An 18,345-nucleotide genomic window follows, 5' to 3' on the forward strand; every position below is an offset into this window, starting at 1 on the left:
ATTAGCTTAGAATCCTTCTGTTGGCTCTTCTTTTTTCTTCTTTTGCGCTGCCGGTGCGCTCACCGGCTTCTTCTTCGTTGTGCTCTTTACAAGCTTTGCTTTTTTGATAGCAGGCTGATAAAAATCATCAAACCGGTTCACAAACATATCCTTCTCTTCCGACCCGATTGACACCAATGTCATGTCTTTCGATTTCACATTTTTAGACTTCGCGGTGATCTGATCATTGAAATCAAGCTGGGAAGAAACCACTCCGAGCTCACCCAGTTTGTAATCGATGTAATACCAGATATCCGGCGAAGCCTGCAAGTACAAGCTGAATTCATCACCTTCTACACCTCTGCGGATTTCGAGTACACCTTCCATCTGCGCATTAATATTGTTCCGGCCAAAATGCGCCACACCGATCGGCCCCTGCGAATAGTAAGCCTGGTGCGTAGGCGACCAGTGCAGATTCACATTGGACAAAACCATCGGAACATCCAGCATAGGGGAAGCGTCAAAAAGCGGCTTGTAACCCGCAGCAGTCAGTTTGGCATAAGCATCTGTTGCTTTCGGGCCGATTAATGCAGACAATTTTTGATTAAGTTGCTCAAAATCGTCGTCGGCTGCCGTACTATTCTGCTCTTCCAGGTTCGTTTCCACGATTTTCGCCGCCATTGGCTGGGCGATGGGTTCAAGCGCTGGCATCTTAAGCAGCAGCATGCTATTAAAGGAATATTTGGCACTATCGACCTGCACTTCCGCACTTCCGACAGATTGAAGCCAATCTGCACCAATGAATTTAAATGGCCCGGAGAATGTCGCCAGACCGGTTTTATCATCGAAACGCAATGCATTCGCTTCATCGATAAGCCCGTCGGCGCCTGGTGGCGGGGTTACTTTAAATGCTTTGTTATCCTCGTCATAATTCAATGCACCCTGTGCCAGGTAAATGTCTTCGTCACCGTCAGACTCTTTTGGTGATAAAAAGCTCATGTACATTCCGCGCGCCTCATTGTAATGCAAGCCGACAGAAAGCGGGATCTCGTGCTCGTTTTTCAGGTCTTTGTTGATTTTAATAGCAACAGTTTCGCCTGGCGACTCCTTATATACGATCCACGAGCTCTGAAAATCCTTCCTGAATTTGATAACAGGTTTTACAAAACCGTCCAGTTGCAGCGAAGGCTCGTAGGCGATAAGGTTAATGCCGCCCTTAAATTGAATGCGCGGCGAAAGGATCAGATTCTCCTCTTCTTTTACGTCAGCCCGCGCGGTAGTATAGTATTTAACCGGACCTGACTGATTGTTATTTCTGGAACGTTTCCCTTCTTCGCCAGCCCCGATTTCTCTCAACTCAAAATTCTGCATTTTGATGTTGAAAGTATCCTTGCGCGCTGTAATGTATTGATAAGTAGCAGAACCTTCGAAATGGTTGCGGGAATCAATACGGATATCGGCATCGCGGAGGCGGTGAGCTACATTCAGTGTGTCAATTTCAATGCGCGCCTTTTTCAGCGGGGCAATCTTACCTTTGCTATCTACACTCACCAAACCTTTGTCCGGGATAATTTTAACGTCGGCGGTTTGTATAAAAGGCACTCCTTTGATATTGAGGGACACTTTTTCAATGTCATAAAGGGCTTCAGTACCGCTGAAAGTCAGACCTTCCTGCGTAGAATCTGTGGAAGTGTAGGTTGAAGTTTCGCCTATCCCTTTCATTAAAATCGTCTTCTTATTCATATCCCACTTCGCACTGCCGATCAGCGTTTGATAGGAAGCGGTGGGGATCTGCATACCCGAAGTATCGCTACCAAAGCCCGATTCGTCGGTCAGAAAATTAGCAATGCCGGTTTTGAAATTGAAATCAATATTGACATTGTTACCCGTCAGCAGCTTTTTGGCAGACTTGGTTTCGTTGCTATTGATTGCAAACTCTGAACGATTGGCCAGAAATCCGTCCTTATTGAATTTGATATCCGGCGAAGTCAGCTCAGAATCAGCCCTTTTCAGCTTACCATTTCCATAAAGTCCGGTTGATCTCAGCAGCAAACTTCCTTCGAGATTGGTAGTACCCTGGTGGAAAGCGAATGATTTGCCGGTTGTATTGATGAACATACTATCTGCATTCGGGTACCACTTCAATGCAAAATCCTTCAAAGCCACTGCGGGAAAATATCCTTTTCCTATTGTGGCTTCCTTAATACTAGCCACTTCGCCGGATGCCATTAGAGAATCGGAAGTAAGCAGCACATTTTTTGCTGTCATCGTGGCTGAAAGGTATTTCAGGACCGCTTTTGAATGCAAACCTGAATTGTCCATGGTAAGCGTGTCGGTAAATTTGGCCAGTGCTTTTCCCTCATAAAGCTTGATATCCGTCACTGGGGGCTTGTATTCGAAACCGAGCGAATTGTCCGGCATGCTTTTCAGGATCGTCTGAATCGGCGGAATAATACCATTGGAGTTGAAGGTTCCGTCAAAAATCACATCGCGATTGTCGAGACCGTCCATATCGATTTTTGGAATCTTAAAGAATACTTCTCTGGGATAAATAACAGTACCTCGCTCAGGCTGGTCGAAAAATACGGTCATACCATCTTCTACAACCAATCGCGGGGACTTTTTCACCCCTTTCTGCAAGCCCGACTTGTTTTTAGGATCACTCAGATAAAAGGTACCTCCCTTGTCATATTTCACGTGCCCGCCCACTTCGCCTTTTTGCCCTTTTGCAAATTTTTCTCTCGGTGTAAATGTGATAGAGTCCGAAGGAGCCACATTTACAAAAAACTGATTATAGTCAAATTTGATATTCTGCCCGCGAAACTGATAGTTGGAGGCGACCATTTGACCATTTAATGTAAAATTTCGATTCTTGCCAATGATCAGCTTTTTGTCAGAAGGTATCGCGTATATTTTTAATGAGTCACTTACCACAAACCGGGAAACTCCTAATACAGTAAGCAGTGTATCAGGCATATAGATGGTGGCATTGGCAGTTTGATTGTCGGAAGTATATTGTGACGCAACCTGGAAATTGTCGTAGTCAGCCCTGTCCAAATTAGCCATCACGAACAGGACGCCTTTTTTACTCAATGCAAATTCGTCGGTTTCCTTATTATACATAAAGTAACCGTCCAAAGTGAGGCGGTCCAGTGCGTTGCGCAGGATCTTTGGATTTTGCTTGAACTTTGCTGCCAGTTCTTCGGCCAGAAAGGAAGATTTTTTAGTAGCCTGCACGTGGTTCGCCGCCATATTCAAAGGCTGAAAACCAAACTCCTTCGCTATCTCTCTGAAACGTTCTTTTTTGAAAAAATCCTGAGACTCAAGCGTTACCGGCACAACCTGCTTTCCATCAATGCGATGGAATTCCAGTTTATCGTTGGTAAACCGCCACCGCATGGCCTGTGACCAGATATTCATTTTGTGATAACTATCCTGGTAGGGCAGGGGAGCGTAGTCCGTTTTCTCCATCCGGCTCGTTTTCACCAAACCTTCATCGTCATTATATTTAAATACAACACCCTGATGGTAAATAGAATCGCTGCCGAGGGGCATAGAGTAGGTCGCAAAGGAAGACGAAATCACGGAGTCGCGCAATGCAAACTTCTTGCTCCGCGCCGTAAAAGCGACCTTATCCTTGTATTTGACCTTGACTGTGGAAAGCTGATCGCTGAGCGACGTGCTGTACATATCCGTCCCAATCAGCGAAAAGCCGCCCAGATAATCAATGCTCTTTCTGGTATCTTTTAGTCTCGCATCGATTCCATTAGAAACAAAACGCGGGTACGGTGCGGGCTGGCCTTTCACTTTTTTTACGCCCCGGTATTCCAGCGTTCCTTTAATGGGAGCTGCCAGTTGCTGATGATGCAAAGTCACATGCTCAGCAATAATCTTCGGCTGGGTGGTATTGAAAGAATAGCTGTCGAGATCCGCATAAATAGATGAATCACCTGCGGCGAGCCAGTCGAACTTGCCGTTTTTCCCAACAAAAATTCCGTTTTGCAACGAAACACTTCCATTTGCCGGACCGAAAACGACCGAATCGCTGGCTGTAACCATCGCGAATCGCGCATTTTGCAGGTCGATCAATGCGCCGGAAACAACCGGTAACGGATTTGACTTAGGCGCGATTACAAAATTCGTGTCAACAGGCGTATCCCAACTGTCGTTGGCTGCGGCGATATTGGCTTCTGCATTAGCTTTTTCTGCATTGGTAGTGTCAAACCGGTAGTTGTAAGTTCCTTCAAGCAGGTAAAGCGAATTGTAATTCGCGGAATACAGCTTTTTGTTCTCATTCAAAAGCCTGACGGTTTCCATTACTTTTTGCAATGTTTTTCCATCATACTTTTCACCTGAACTTGCAGCCAGATTCAGAAAACTATCGAATCCCTGTGGATTTTGCTTCGCGAAATAAGTTGCATTCCGCGTCAGAATGTACAGAACCGGCCCGGCTTTCTGTCCTTTTGCGACCTGCGTTTTGACAATACCGGTAAATTTCATCTGCTGCGCCGTATTAAATGAAGACATCCAGATGCTGTCCAGCTGCGCTGCTGCGCGCATATATTGCGGATTACGGCTTCCGTCCATCAGTTTTTTAAATTGCACCATAAACTGGGTCGGTTCGTCGGCCAGTTTCAGGTTTTGGGCGGATGTATTTTTTCCGATAAAAAAGAGGCAGTACAGAAGGAAAGTATATCGTATTATTTTCATTTCGTTGATATTGGCTTTCAGCGGTTAGCTATTGGCTTTGTCAGTCACTTAATCAACTGATTTTCGCTTTTTCGAATACAACGGTAGCCCATTGGTTACGTGTATTTGATCTCAGTATTTTTAGACCGTTGTTAATGGCACATTGTTCGATATCCGGCTGGTCAACTTCATAAAAACCGCTTGTTACCAGCCAGCCGCCAGGTTCAAGGTGTTGGATATATGTCGGGATTTCGCTGAGGAGGATATTCCGGTTGATATTCGCCAGTATACCTCCAAACATTTTTCCTGCCGGCACTTTGGTGATCGTTCCCTGAAATACCTCCGTTTCTGCCGAGAGCTCATTCATTTCAAAATTCTCGACCGTATTCTCAACCGCCCACTCATCGATATCGAATCCAAGCAAGCTTGCTGCGCCTAGTTTAGCGCCCAGGATAGCCAGAATACCTGTTCCGCAGCCTACATCCATGATCGACAGTCCCTTGTGCGGAAGAGCGAGTTGTTCATTCATGACGAGCCACGTAGTTTCGTGGTGCCCGGTACCAAAAGACATTTTGGGCTGAATCAGCAGATCGTACGTAAATGCAGGATCCGGTTTGTGAAATACGGCCCTCACCCGGACCTGGTTACCGACCTCGATCGGTTCGTAGCTTTTCTCCCACTCCTCGTTCCAATTTCTTCTTTCTAACGATTTCCAGGTAGCTGCTATTGCCGTCAATTCCAGGTATTTGGCTACGATATTTTGCAGCTCAGTTTGGTCAAAGTCGCTTTCCTGAATATATGCCAGCAATCCTTCGTCCGTCTCGACAAAAGATTCAAAACCCAGTTCCCCCAGCTCGGCCATTAATATTTCGGAAAAATCAGGCTCGACGGTCAGATTGACTTCTATGTAGTTCATGTGTTTGTAATATCGTTTTTGATAGTGGAAAAGGTAACAAGAATCTGCGTTTTGATCATGATTTGATCTTTTAAATGTATTTTTATGTTTAGAGATGATGTTAAATAAATCACATAGACGCTATGTACACAGCTGTGAAAGGTATTTATGAAAAAGGCAAACTGACCTTTACCGAAACGCCTCCGGAAGTAGAAAAATCGGAAGTAGTTGTACTGTTTATGAAAGATAAAATGGCCGGTGACAATACAGATCGTACCGAAAGGAAAACGGGCGTAACGCTTGGTAGCCTCTCCGGGAAAGGATATCGTATTCCGGAAGATTTCAATGATCCGCTTTCAGATCTGGAAAATTATATGTGATTAAATGCAAAGACGATATCTGATAGATACCCAAGTGCTTATCTGGGCATTGATTAGCCCGGAAATGTTATCACAGAAAGTCCGGGAAATATTATCCGAACATCTTATTTACGTTTCCCGAATCAGCTTACTTGAAATTGCAATCAAGCAGAAGCTGGACAAATTGCCCATGCTGAAAGTGAATGTCGAGGATTTAGAAAATAGGCTGGTGCAGGATGGTTTTCAGATCATGCATTTGAAAACGAGTCACATTGCCGGTTATGATGTCATCCCATTTTTTCCTATACATCAAGATCCTTTCGATAGAATATTGCTGGCCACTGCTTTTGCGGAAAGCATTCCGATTATTTCATCAGATCAGAATTTCAAACTTTACTCCGCCATATTGAGGGTGATATCATAATATTTAAGCCCGTAAATGTAAAATCCGATTTTACATTTACGGGCTTAATGCTAAGCAAATCGTCAAGGCTTCCTCCTTTTCGCCGCCAGATCATGCGCCGTATCATAATACGATCTCAGATTCGTCCAGTCGAAAACATCGGAAATATTTTCGACGCGGTTTCGCTGCATAATGCGGTCTCTTCTTTGCATTCTGACAAATTTGAACAGAATATCGGCCAGCTGGTCGGCAGCTTGCGAGAAGGTTTGTGATTTCCGGTTGATCACATAAATGCCGCGATTTTCGTAATCCCGCATGATCTGCATAATGTAATCCCCGAAACCGGAAAGGTCGCTCGTCACGGTAGGCACGCCGCGAACTACACATTCCAACGGTGTGTAGCCCCAGGGCTCATAGTAACTAGGAAATACACCCAAATGACAGCCACGTACAAACTGTCCATAATCCAGACCAAATAGCGGATTAGTCGAGGAGATGAAGTCGGGATGGTAAACGATTTTCACCCGGTCCCGCTCATTATTTACCAGATTCGCCTTTTTACAGAAATCCGTAATACCATCTTCTTCTTTCAGATCATGCGTGACAAATGCGGGTAGCTTTTCAGTTTTCCAGCTCTGGATCGTTCTGCGGAGCCTCAGCCGCCAGTATTCATCTACAAATTCATTCAGATCCGGCATTTTATGGTCTGCTCCGGCGGCTGTGGCGAGGAATAGTTTTTCACCAACTTCTTTCTCAATAGCAGTACAGGTTTCCTGCAACTCATTCAAAACTGCCCGCGACTGTAATACGTCGGGATTTACAGAATAATAAGGCTGCTTGGTGACAATGAACATCACAACCGTCATATCCATATTGGCCTGTACCATTTTCCAGTTCAGGCGCGCGAGCGCTTCCAGGGTAAGGTCGTAACCCTTGTTGCTATATTCGTAACGCCCGGAAGTAAAAAAGTAAAGTGTTTTGTCAAGATCGAACGAATAGCTTGGGAAAAAGTGGCCCAAAACAAATTCGTGAATTCTTTCCTTGTGTTTTAAATGCAGGTTCTGAAATTCGTGCACTGCCTGGAAACGAACGACATTCAGGCCGTTAGGAGTTACAAGATCGGGCATTCTGCCGAGGAACACCTCACATTCACGAGCTGTTACATCGCTTACAGTGGTAAGTACATGCGCGCTAAGTGCCGCCTGCCTTTCAATTGAGCACTGCGCTACGATACCGTAATTTTTTGCCTCTTGTTCCCAGTCGAAAAAAGGAAGTTTGTTATAAAAGCCTGACACATTTTGCGCGAGATATCTGCCCAGCATCGTAGCGTGGGTCGTAAAAGTCATCGCTATTTTTACATTGTCGCGCTTCAGTTCGGGTAAACCGCTGCTGGCCATCCATTCGTGGAACTGGGCAAAAATCTCTTCGCGCTTGGCATTATCTTCTGCATACTCTTTAAGAAACATGCGCACCATTTCACCAAAACACAAAGTCTGGTTTACCAGCGGTTCCACATTAATAGTAGGGATCCGGCTCTTTTCCCAAAGGTTGAATTTGATCGCGTCAAGGTCTTTGGCAACGCTATCCAGGTCGAAAAGTACAACTCTCGGCTTTCCGGTCACCAGCCAGTAACCGTAATAAACGGAGTAGCCCATTTCTCGCATTCTTTTCACAATGCGTCCGGCAGGGGAGTCGTCGAGATCTGTAATGATCTCAAATTCAGACGATGCTTTTTTCTCAAAATACGGTCCCAGTAAAAAATAGTTTTCATCCCACTTTTCGACCATCGCGGGTACCTTGGTCCTTATAACAGTATATATTCCTCCGACTTGATTACAAACCTCCCATGCAATTTCAAACAGGACGTTTTTCTTAGTGGTTTTAACAAAAGGTTCCAATATGGGATGTATGTTTAAGCGTTACCATCAGTATTACAAGGCCAGGGCTTTTATTTTAGTCACAAAAAACCTTGTAATTACACAATAAATATGCAGAAAAATAATTCACAATTACAACAATTTAGACTTTGATTCTTCTTCATTAATGGCGCTTGTAAACCGGCAAAATATAACAAAGACAAGAATACATAAATCTGTCCATATCACGTTCAGAAGGGTATCAGGAAGCCTCTTCACATGAATTTAAGTCGCTTGTCGGCTAACTTTGTTCCAAATTACGTTACTTTGACTGGATTAACATTTTGCATTGGTCAGATAGTGAAAAAAATTAAAATAGTTGCGCTTTTCTTTTCTGTGATCCTATTCTTACTGGAAAGTTGCATTGCGCAGACTACTGAAATTGAGAATCCATTACCTCCAAAACGAGAGTTCAGGGCCGTTTGGATCGCGACAGTTGACAATATCGACTGGCCTAGCAGCAAAAATCTTATACCGGAAGAACAGCAGGAGGAATTTTCGGATCTCCTGGATTTCCATAAGAAAAATGGCATGAATGCAGTATTTGTGCAGGTACGTGCTGCAGGTGATGCATTTTACGCCAAAAGTCCCGAACCCTGGTCGGAGTGGCTTACCGGCAGGCAGGGCAGGCGGCCTGACCCGATGTGGGACCCGCTGGATTTCATGGTAGCGGAAGCCCACAAACGCGGCCTCGAGTTTCACGCCTGGCTGAACCTGAACCGGCTCGTTCACAAATCTTCTACCAGTGTTTCGTCAGAAAATATGAGCCGGCTCCATCCTGAATGGATCCTGACTTATGATGGCTACAAGCTTTTTGATTTCGGAATCCCGGAAGTAAGGCAATTCATTACCGATATGACCGTAAACGTCGCTAAAAACTACGATGTCGACGGCATTCACTTTGACGACTACTTTTACCCGTACGCCTCCCCCGGCCAGGTGATCCAGGATGAAGGAACTTTTCGAAAATATGGTGCGGGATATAAAAACAAAGCTGATTGGCGGAGGCACAATGTAGACTTACTGGTAAAGCAGATCCATGATGCTTTGCAGGAACTGAAGCCAAAACTTAAATTTGGGATCAGCCCTTTTGGTGTATGGAGAAATAAGGACAGGGATCCGGAGGGTTCAAAAACCTACGGCGCGCTCGCCTCTTACGACGACTTGTTTGCGGACAGCAGAAAATGGGTGAAAGAAGGCTGGATAGATTACATCGCCCCCCAGGTGTATTTTTCATCCGGATTTAACAGAGTTCCGTACAGAAACCTTGTGGATTGGTGGACTGAAAATCGCTTCGACAGGCATTTATATGTAGGAATGGGCGCCTATCGGGTAGGCTACAAGGATAAGGATACCCACTGGTCGAATCCAAGAGAGCTCCCAGGTCAGATCCGGTATTCAAGGGATAGTGAAACCGACGGGGAGATATTTTTCAGTTCCAGGTCTTTAAGAGGTAATAGCCTTGGTTTTGTAGATTCACTGCGCCGTGACTTCTTCAAGTACCCGGCACTGGTGCCTACTATGCCCTGGAAAGACCAGGTACCGCCGCTGTCTCCGAAAAGTCTGAAAGCAACCTTGTTGTCGAAAGGGCTTGAGCTGACATGGGAGAAGCCGGATCCGGCTTCCGACGGTGATCGTGCATGGTACTATATTATTTATCGTTTTTCGCCGGATGAAAAGCCTTCCGGCCATGACCCGCGAAGAATTATCGGAATGTGTCATGAGGGTGAAAAATTTGTGGATACCAATGCTGAGTCCGGCAAAAGATATGTTTACTATCTAACTGCCGTGGATAGGCTGCACAACGAAAGCCGCCCGATCGGCCCATTAAAGGTCGAAGTGCACGACCAGAAACTAGTCAGATTTTAATGTTATGAGCAACTCCATTCAATATGAATACAGACCGGAATATCTGACTGTTTCGGTTCCCACAAAATACAACTCCGAAAGTCTTCGTACTGAGGAGATGGTCTTGAATATGGGGCCTCAACACCCTTCTACTCACGGAGTTCTGCGTCTGGAAGTAGTGACGGACGGAGAGGTAGTGGTAGATGTGATACCGCATGTCGGCTACCTGCACAGATGCTTTGAAAAGCACGCGGAGTCGCTGCCGTTTAACCAGACTTTACCTTATGTTGACCGCCTGGACTATGTTGCGGCAATGAATTCGGAGCATGCTTATGTAATGGGGGTTGAACGGATGCTGGGTATTGAAAATGATATTCCCAAAAGAATAGAATATATAAGGGTAGTCGTAGCGGAACTGAATCGGCTTGCTTCTCACTTTGTGGCTCTGGGAACTTATGCCATGGATATTGGGGCATATACGCCATTTCTCTGGATGATGCGTGACCGGGAGCAAATCCTTCGGCTTCTGGAATGGACCTGCGGAGCAAGAATGCTTTACAATTATATTTGGATCGGCGGCCTGTTCTACGATTTGCCAGTCGGTTTCGAAGAGCGTTGTCTTGAATTTATTAAGTACCTCAAGCCCAAACTGATCGAACTAAAACAGCTGGTTGTGGAAAATAAAATTTTCATTCAGCGAACTGCTAATGTTGGGGTATTGCCGCTTCCGGTTGCTATCAACTACGGCTGCACCGGCCCGATGCTCCGCGGTTCAGGCTTGCGGTACGATTTGCGAAAAGTGGATGCGTACTCCGTTTATCCTGAGCTTGAATTTGAAGTACCCATCGGAGAAGGCAAAATGGGGACAGTAGGTGACTGTTGGGATCGTACCTGGGTACGGGTTGTCGAGTGTGAGGAGTCTGTAAAAATGATTGAGCAAAGTCTGATCAGGCTCACGGGAGATTATAAAAGAACCCGTGACTTCGATCCTCAGGCAATAGTTCCCAAGAAAATCCGCCCGAAAGCCATGGATTTTTATATCAGGGCCGAAAATCCAAAAGGAGAACTAGGATTTTATTTCCGTACCGACGGAAGATCGGATATTCCGGTTCGCTGCAAGGCCCGCGCCTGTTCGTTTAATAACCTTTCGGTAATCGGAGAAATATCGAAGGGAGGTTTGCTGGCGGACCTGGTTGCGATTATCGGGTCTATCGATGTCGTAATGGGTGAGGTAGACAGGTGAAATTTTTCCTACCAAGCTTCGGGGACAAAAAAAAGAGCCACTTTTCAGCAGCTCTTTTTCTTATGTGCATTATATATCAAACTTCCTGAGGAACTCCTACCAGCTCGTTTTTCGCTAAAAATTCAGCGATCTGAACTGCATTTGTTGCGGCACCTTTCCGTAGGTTGTCAGCTACGATCCAGAGATTCAATGTTTTAGCCTGTGATTCGTCGCGACGGATTCTGCCTACAAAAGTTTCGTCCTTTCCATGCGCAGTCAAAGGCATCGGGTACACTGCATTTTTCGGATCATCCTGAACAATAACACCCTCTGTCTCAGCGAGGATCTGACGAACTTCATCCAGGTCAAACTCATTCTCAAACTCGATATTAACAGCCTCCGAATGCCCGCCAATCGTTGGAATACGAACCGTAGTAGCAGTCACGGCGATGGTGTCGTCGCTCATGATCTTCTTCGTTTCATTCGTCATTTTCATTTCCTCTTTCGTGTAACCGTTGTCCAGGAACACATCAATATGAGGAAGTACGTTCAGGTCGATCTGATGCGGGTACACTTTGCCGCGGCTGTGGTCACCTGAACGTTCAGAAAACAGCTGGTCAACAGCGGCCTTACCTGTTCCGGTTACAGATTGGTAAGTGGAAACGACCACACGTTTGATTTTATATTTTTTATGCAACGGGTTCAAAACCACCACCATCTGAATGGTTGAGCAGTTTGGGTTTGCGATGATTTTGTCATCTTTGGTCAACTCGCCCGCATTAATTTCCGGCACTACGAGCTTCTTCGTAGGGTCCATTCTCCAGGCTGAGGAGTTATCTACTACCGTGATTCCGGCCTCTGCAAATCTTGGAGCTAGTTCGAGAGAAGTGCTACCGCCCGCTGAAAAGATAGCGATCTCAGGTTTAGCTGCAATCGCCTCCTCAAAACCGATCACCTTGACCTGTTTACCCTTGAATGTAACTTCCTTACCAACAGATCTTTCTGATGCAACGGCCAATAATTCCGTCACCGGGAAATTACGCTCTTCGAGCACTTTGAGGATTTCGCCGCCCACCAAACCGGTAGCGCCTACTACTGCGATTTTCATTCTTGCATTGAGATTAAATGGATAAAACTTTTTGCTTCCGCCAACAGGTGAAAAGTGCCGCAAATTTACGAGGAAAATTTAGTTTTAATGCCTGGAATCCGCGATTAAAGTATTTAAATTCAATAAATAAGAACAAAAGAAGGGCTATTGAGAATTTCAAACCCAAATAACTCAATCAGAAACGGTAGACACGATCGGGGGTAATGCAGAGGTCGAGTGGAATATCGTGCAGGTTAATATCAGAGATTTCTTCAACAGGTTCAAAGAAAGACAGGCCGATTTTAACCGCATCGGCCCTGCATTTTTTCAAAAAACGGTCGTAGTAACCACCGCCATAACCGACCCGAAATCCATTTAAATCAAATGCGAGCAATGGAACTAATACTGCGTCAATTCCTTCCGGACTGACCAGTTGCGAGGTAGCAGGATCGGGTTCAGGGATCTTCCAGTGGTTAGGTAGCAGTGTGGTTTCATTATTAAGAACATAATGACGCATTTCCTGGGTACCCGGAATAACATACGGAGCAATCGTACAAATGCCTGGGTCTATCTCCCAAAGTGCCCTTGCAATTTTCGAACAATCCACTTCATTTTTCGCCGGGTGCGGCAGGAATAGATGGAGTTTTAAAAAGCTGCTGTTCGTCACGTAATCAATCGTCTTCTCGGCAATGGAAGCATTTTTAAGGGAATTCTCATTTTCTGTCAATTCCATTCTTTTTTTCAAAAATTCCTTGCGAAGAAATGCTTTTTCCATTCACCTATTTTTTGTACCAGTTCCCAATATCAAAAATTAACCCAATGCTCCCAATATCAGAATCGTAGTTAATGTTATTTTTCGTCATTTTAAACGAATGCCCGTATTGCAACTGCAATTTCACAAACCGGTAACCGCCGCGAACCGTTAGCGCAGGCTCGAAGAATGCGTGCATTTTTTGATCTAGTACATTAAAGTAGTTGCCTGAAATTTCCTGCGGCGAATAACCAGTTAATTCCGGGCTTTTATATTTGACCATAGTAAATCTCGGGGTAAGTGCGACGTCGAAATACTGGGTTACCCAACCTACTGACGGTTGAATAAAGTATTTAACGGCGTCAGTATCAAAGGTTTTTGTGTTATTCGACTCGCGCATCCTGACATTGTATAAACCGGCTCCGGCATATGCTTCGTAGGAAATGCGCTGTTCTGTATGGCCGAAATACCCTATTCCCACCTCAGCACCTTTGCCATTATTTTTGAAACTTTTGTCATCGCTGGTGTAACTGTTGAGAAATCCATTGACCATAATTCCTACATGTTCGGTAACTCCCGCAGCAAGTTGTAGGTTATTGGTCGCTACTGCGGCTTTAAATTCACCCTTCTCCTGAAGTAAGGGCGCATTCACCGCATTGGGTGCATATACAGTTCTGCAGGAATAAAGGACCAAGGCGGGCAGAAAAAGCAGGCCGGCACATTTCGATATTGATTTCATAGGCATCAACAAATATTTTAAATTATATTTTTTAAAAGCATAATTATATATGATGCAAAATCTTGTGCCAGGATCTATCAGGACTCGCTCGGATTCCCCCGATTTTTCCGCCTTTTTATTCATTTGTTTGTACTTTCACGGTTTGATTTCAAATCTTTAACTATTGTATAGAATTTAAGACATGAGCAAAATTAAAGTTGACAATCCCGTTGTAGAACTGGATGGCGATGAGATGACCCGCATCATCTGGAAGTTTATCAAGGAAAAACTGATTTTACCTTATCTGGATGTAGATATCAAGTATTACGACCTCGGAGTTGAATATCGTGATGAAACAAACGACCAGGTTACGATTGACGCAGCCAATGCAATTAAAGAATACGGCGTTGGTATCAAATGCGCGACTATCACTCCTGATGAGGATCGCGTGAAAGAATTCAATCTGAAACAAATGTGGAAATCGCCAAACGGCACTATCCGTAATATCCTGGATGGAACTGTTTTCCGCGAGCCGATCGTGATGCAGAATGTGCCTCGCTTGGTTACCAACTGGACTGCACCTATAATCGTAGGACGTCACGCATTCGGTGATCAGTACCGTGCAACAGATTTTATTGTGCCTGGTAAAGGTAAGTTGACTGTAAAATTTGAAGGCGAAGACGGAAAAGTGATCGAGCACGAGGTTTACCAATTCCAGGGACCTGGCGTGGCGATGGCGATGTACAATGTGGACGAATCGATCCGTGGCTTTGCGCGCTCTTGCTTCAATGTGGCTTTGGACAAAGGGTGGCCATTGTACCTTTCTACAAAAAATACAATCCTTAAAAAATATGATGGCCGCTTCAAGGATATTTTCCAGGAAGTATACGACCAGGAATATGCAGGTAAAGTACATTACGAGCATCGTCTGATCGATGACATGGTTGCTTCTGCATTGAAATGGGAAGGTAACTTTGTGTGGGCTTGCAAAAACTATGATGGTGACGTTCAGTCAGATACAGTTGCGCAAGGTTTCGGTTCACTAGGTTTGATGACTTCTACGTTGGTGACGCCAGATGGCAAAACAATGGAAGCGGAAGCGGCGCACGGAACAGTAACCCGTCACTACCGCGAGCATCAGAAAGGAAGACCAACTTCTACTAATCCAATCGCATCTATTTTCGCGTGGACGCGTGGTTTGGCGTTCCGTGGTAAACTGGATAATAACCAGCCCCTGATCGATTTCGCAAATGCTTTGGAAAAAGTATGTATCGAAACGGTTGAAAGCGGAAAAATGACCAAGGATTTGGCAATCAACGTTTTCGGAAACGACGTGAAACACGGTGAACACTTCCTGTACACCGAAGAATTCCTGGAAGCGATTGATCAGAATCTGAAAGCTGCTTTGGCGTAAGGTAAATATCAATGCATTTGGAAAGCCGTTGACTCTCGTCGACGGCTTTTTTCTTATTTTTAGGTGTTACATAAGCGAATGTAATTACAAATGAACTTACGAGCTCAAATAATAGAAGAGTCGGTCATTCCTAAGTTTGCGGTTCTTCCAATTGAGAAATATCAACAACTGTTAAATGAATTGGCAGAATTCTAGAGTCTCGAGGATTTAGCAGACTATTTAAGAGCAGTTAAAGCTAAAGCGGAGAATAAGGAGTGGCATACGCTTGCAGACGTTAAATCTGAATTAGGTATCTAATCCTCCCGCCCCTCTTTTCCAATCGCATCGGCCATTCTACAACCGTTTGTGAACATTTCGCAAGTGGTTACCCGCTCATTTCACGCTGCATTTATTTGGGGAATACTTCCCAAAGCGCAGATCTTCCATGCCAATCTCAGTTTCCATAAATTCATTTTTTAGTGTGAACTGTTGCGTGATTATTAATGAATAGGAGCAATCATTGAATTGGTAACGGAAATTTTTAAAAAATCTTTGTTTGCTTTAATCCGCACAACTATAAAAAACCCGTACCTTTGCGGGCAATTTGTTGATACAGATTGCAGTACCTTCTTTAACTCAATTTTTGTTGCAATGTCCGCAGTAGCAGAGCAAACCCGGTTGGAAACACGCATGTTGGCCGACCGCATTAACGCCCTCGAAGAATCTTCGACGCTGGCGATGACCAAAATGGCCCGGGAGCTTGCCTCCAAAGGTCACAGAGTAATCAGTCTGAGTGTAGGTGAGCCAGATTTTAAGACACCTGAGCACATTTGCGAAGCCGCCAAGAAGGCTATCGATGATGGTTTTCATGGCTATTCTCCTGTTGCAGGCTATCCTGATCTGCGCAAGGCGATCGCTGACAAGCTGGAAAGAGATAATAAAATTGAATGGAAACCTGAGAATATCGTCGTGTCAACCGGCGCGAAACATTCTTTGGCAAACGTAATCCAGGTATTGGTCAATCCAGGCGATGAGGTTGTTATCTTCGCTCCTTACTGGGTAAGCTACTCCGAAATGGTGAAGCTGGCCGAAGGTAAGTCGGTAGTCGTGGATGGTGCTTTTGAGAATGACTTCAAAGTAACTGCTGCGCAACTGGAAGCTGCAATCACACCAAAAACTAAAATTGTGATGTACGCTTCTCCAAACAATCCTACGGGAGCTGTTTATTCGGAAGCTGAATTAAGGGAAATCGCCGCGGTACTTGAAAAACATGAAGGAGTTTATGTACTCGCCGACGAAATCTATGAATATATCAACTTCACCGAGGAAGGCCATTTCAGCATTGGTTCTATTCCGGCTTTGAAGGATCGCGTGATTACCGTGAATGGTGTAGCAAAAGGTTATGCAATGACCGGATGGCGCATTGGCTTTATCGCCGCTGCAAAATGGATCGCCGAAGGTGTCGAGAAATTGCAGGGACAGGTTACTTCGGGTACTAATTCGATCGCGCAAAAAGCGGCAACTGCTGCTTTCAACGGCCCGATGGAGCCTTCGATCGAAATGGCAAAAGCTTATCACCGCCGCAGGGACCTGGTAGTTGGTTTGTTGAAAGAGATTGAAGGATTTAAAGTAAATGTTCCGCAAGGCGCATTCTACGCTTTTCCGGATGTAAGCTATTATTTCGGAAAATCAAATGGAGAAACTACTATTAAAGACTCCGACGATTTCTGTAACTGGCTGCTCAACAATTCGTACGTATCAACCGTAGCAGGCTCAGGTTTCGGTGCTCCAAACTGCATCCGTATTTCAACTGCCGCGTCAGACGAATCGCTCGTGGAAGCAGTTCAGCGCATTAAAGACGCAGTTGCTACTTTAAAATAGGCATTTAAGAAATGAATAAAGCCTCATAGGTGTTATCCTGTGAGGCTTTTGCATTTATATTCATCAAAACTAAAAGCCAACCGCTAAAAGCTAATAGCAAAAGGCTAACAGCCAATAAACAATGAGCAAGCACTATTTTTTAAAGGTTAAAGAAGTTGAAAAGGAAACGGACGAGGCAGCTACAATTCACTTTTGGCACCCTCTGAATGAGGTTGTTGCCTACCGGCCAGGGCAATTTCTTACTTTGCTCCTGCCAATGGAAGATGGTACCAAGCTGCGCAGGTCCTATTCTATGTCGAGCTCGCCTTATACGGATGTTTCGCTCGCGATTACGGTGAAGCGTATTCCCGGCGGATTTGTATCTAATATGTTGCTGGATACCATTAAGGAAGGTGATATCCTGGAAGCAGTAGAGCCAATGGGTTCATTTTTTCCAAAACAGGAGGATGATCAGGTCAGACAGGTAGTGTTCGTTGGGGCCGGAAGTGGCATAACTCCTTTGTTTTCAATATTAAAATCGATTTTAATTGTAGAACCAGAGAGTGAAGTGTTCCTGATTTACGGGAGCCGAAATGAGGATTCTATCATTTTCAACAATAAAATTACTGCGTTAAAAGAGAAATATGGCGATCGCTTTCAGGTTGTTCACACTTTGAGCCAACCCTCCGAAGGCTGGTCTGGCGAAACGGGCAGGCTGAATAAAACGCATATCCTCAAAATTCTTGGCCAGCTCGGTGACCTGAATGCAAGTGAGGCCGAGTATTATCTGTGCGGGCCTGAAGATATGATCGATGAAGCCAAACGTGCAATGTCGATTCTGGGGGTGCCGGATCAGAAGGTTAGGAGAGAAAGCTTTGCAACCGCTTCATCCACGCAGCCCGGAGAAGTAATTGTAGCTGAGGATGATACCTACAAAACAAGAGAAGTCACCATTTTTTACGAAGGTACCGAATACAAAGTCCCAGTTCAGGCGCACGAAACTGTACTGGAAGCTGCTTTAAATATGGATATCGACTTGCCTTATTCTTGTCAGGCGGGCATGTGCACTGCCTGCATGGGCCGCTGCGTTTCCGGAAAAGTGCAAATGGATGAAGATGAGGGGCTGACGCAGGGAGAAAAAGATGCCGGCTTTATCCTGACCTGCGTCACCCGCCCATTAACTGACGATGTAATTCTGGAAGTAGAATAGTAGATTTTAATCTAT

Annotated in this window: 13 protein-coding genes; 7 read left to right on the top strand and 6 right to left on the bottom strand. The window is 44.9% G+C overall.

Annotation, left to right across the window (positions count from 1 at the left end):
- Positions 1 to 6 precede the first annotated feature (6 nt).
- Positions 7 to 4,689 carry a hypothetical protein gene (locus FXO21_RS11215; RefSeq protein ID WP_149640151.1) on the bottom strand — a complete coding sequence of 1,561 codons (4,683 nt, stop codon included), beginning with the start codon at positions 4,687 to 4,689 and terminating at the stop codon, positions 7 to 9.
- 52 nt (positions 4,690 to 4,741) lie between these two features.
- Positions 4,742 to 5,584: a 50S ribosomal protein L11 methyltransferase gene (gene prmA / locus FXO21_RS11220; RefSeq protein ID WP_149640152.1), complete on the bottom strand. Its 843-nt coding sequence runs from the start codon at positions 5,582 to 5,584 to the stop codon at positions 4,742 to 4,744.
- A 122-nt stretch (positions 5,585 to 5,706) separates the two neighbouring features.
- On the opposite strand from prmA, the gene FXO21_RS11225 reads away from it, so the two are divergent.
- The gene (locus tag FXO21_RS11225; protein WP_149640153.1) at positions 5,707 to 5,943 is read left to right on the top strand and encodes a hypothetical protein; all 237 of its coding nucleotides are present in this window, start codon (positions 5,707 to 5,709) and stop codon (positions 5,941 to 5,943) included.
- 4 nt (positions 5,944 to 5,947) lie between these two features.
- A complete protein-coding gene (locus FXO21_RS11230) occupies positions 5,948 to 6,346 on the top strand; it encodes a type II toxin-antitoxin system VapC family toxin (RefSeq protein ID WP_149640154.1) in 399 nt (132 codons plus the stop codon).
- 62 nt (positions 6,347 to 6,408) lie between these two features.
- Here the strand turns inward: FXO21_RS11230 and FXO21_RS11235 are convergent, their stop codons facing one another.
- Positions 6,409 to 8,223, bottom strand: a complete 1,815-nt coding sequence (locus FXO21_RS11235) for a glycosyltransferase (protein WP_149640155.1) — start codon at positions 8,221 to 8,223, stop codon at positions 6,409 to 6,411.
- A 318-nt stretch (positions 8,224 to 8,541) separates the two neighbouring features.
- Here FXO21_RS11235 and FXO21_RS11240 point away from each other — a divergent pair, with 318 nt between their 5' ends.
- Positions 8,542 to 10,110 carry a glycoside hydrolase family 10 protein gene (locus FXO21_RS11240; protein WP_149640156.1) on the top strand — a complete coding sequence of 523 codons (1,569 nt, stop codon included), beginning with the start codon at positions 8,542 to 8,544 and terminating at the stop codon, positions 10,108 to 10,110.
- Between the two features lie 4 nt (positions 10,111 to 10,114).
- Positions 10,115 to 11,332: an NADH-quinone oxidoreductase subunit D gene (locus FXO21_RS11245; protein ID WP_149640157.1), complete on the top strand. Its 1,218-nt coding sequence runs from the start codon at positions 10,115 to 10,117 to the stop codon at positions 11,330 to 11,332.
- Between the two features lie 76 nt (positions 11,333 to 11,408).
- Here FXO21_RS11245 and FXO21_RS11250 read toward each other — a convergent pair whose 3' ends face one another.
- The 3 genes from FXO21_RS11250 to FXO21_RS11260 all read right to left on the bottom strand — a co-directional run bounded on the left by FXO21_RS11250 (position 11,409) and on the right by FXO21_RS11260 (position 13,888).
- Entirely contained in the window at positions 11,409 to 12,419 is a 1,011-nt protein-coding gene (locus FXO21_RS11250) for an aspartate-semialdehyde dehydrogenase (protein ID WP_149640158.1), read from the bottom strand.
- A 175-nt stretch (positions 12,420 to 12,594) separates the two neighbouring features.
- On the bottom strand, positions 12,595 to 13,173 hold the full coding sequence (locus tag FXO21_RS11255; protein WP_149640159.1) for a 5-formyltetrahydrofolate cyclo-ligase: 579 nt from the start codon (positions 13,171 to 13,173) through the stop codon (positions 12,595 to 12,597).
- A gap of 4 nt (positions 13,174 to 13,177) precedes the next feature.
- Entirely contained in the window at positions 13,178 to 13,888 is a 711-nt protein-coding gene (locus tag FXO21_RS11260) for a hypothetical protein (protein ID WP_149640160.1), read from the bottom strand.
- A gap of 181 nt (positions 13,889 to 14,069) precedes the next feature.
- Between FXO21_RS11260 and FXO21_RS11265 the strand changes: the two genes are divergently transcribed.
- From FXO21_RS11265 to FXO21_RS11275, 3 genes are all read left to right on the top strand, one after another.
- Positions 14,070 to 15,281: an NADP-dependent isocitrate dehydrogenase gene (locus tag FXO21_RS11265; protein ID WP_149640161.1), complete on the top strand. Its 1,212-nt coding sequence runs from the start codon at positions 14,070 to 14,072 to the stop codon at positions 15,279 to 15,281.
- Positions 15,282 to 15,911: 630 nt separating this feature from the next.
- Entirely contained in the window at positions 15,912 to 17,141 is a 1,230-nt protein-coding gene (locus tag FXO21_RS11270; protein WP_149640162.1) for a pyridoxal phosphate-dependent aminotransferase, read from the top strand.
- A gap of 121 nt (positions 17,142 to 17,262) precedes the next feature.
- Positions 17,263 to 18,330, top strand: a complete 1,068-nt coding sequence (locus tag FXO21_RS11275) for a ferredoxin--NADP reductase (protein ID WP_149640163.1) — start codon at positions 17,263 to 17,265, stop codon at positions 18,328 to 18,330.
- Positions 18,331 to 18,345 lie beyond the last annotated feature (15 nt).

Origin of the sequence: Dyadobacter sp. UC 10 (assembly GCF_008369915.1) — a bacterium.
Taxonomy (GTDB): Bacteria; Bacteroidota; Bacteroidia; order Cytophagales; family Spirosomataceae; genus Dyadobacter.

Coding starts and splice junctions, on each gene's coding strand:
- FXO21_RS11250 (WP_149640158.1), bottom strand. CDS start 12,419: ATGAAAATCGCAGTAGTAGGCGCTACCGGTTTGGTGGGCGGCGAAATC.
- FXO21_RS11230 (WP_149640154.1), top strand. CDS start 5,948: ATGCAAAGACGATATCTGATAGATACCCAAGTGCTTATCTGGGCATTG.
- prmA (WP_149640152.1), bottom strand. CDS start 5,584: ATGAACTACATAGAAGTCAATCTGACCGTCGAGCCTGATTTTTCCGAA.
- FXO21_RS11255 (WP_149640159.1), bottom strand. CDS start 13,173: ATGGAAAAAGCATTTCTTCGCAAGGAATTTTTGAAAAAAAGAATGGAA.
- FXO21_RS11270 (WP_149640162.1), top strand. CDS start 15,912: ATGTCCGCAGTAGCAGAGCAAACCCGGTTGGAAACACGCATGTTGGCC.
- FXO21_RS11260 (WP_149640160.1), bottom strand. CDS start 13,888: ATGAAATCAATATCGAAATGTGCCGGCCTGCTTTTTCTGCCCGCCTTG.
- FXO21_RS11245 (WP_149640157.1), top strand. CDS start 10,115: ATGAGCAACTCCATTCAATATGAATACAGACCGGAATATCTGACTGTT.
- FXO21_RS11225 (WP_149640153.1), top strand. CDS start 5,707: ATGTACACAGCTGTGAAAGGTATTTATGAAAAAGGCAAACTGACCTTT.
- FXO21_RS11215 (WP_149640151.1), bottom strand. CDS start 4,689: ATGAAAATAATACGATATACTTTCCTTCTGTACTGCCTCTTTTTTATC.
- FXO21_RS11275 (WP_149640163.1), top strand. CDS start 17,263: ATGAGCAAGCACTATTTTTTAAAGGTTAAAGAAGTTGAAAAGGAAACG.
- FXO21_RS11265 (WP_149640161.1), top strand. CDS start 14,070: ATGAGCAAAATTAAAGTTGACAATCCCGTTGTAGAACTGGATGGCGAT.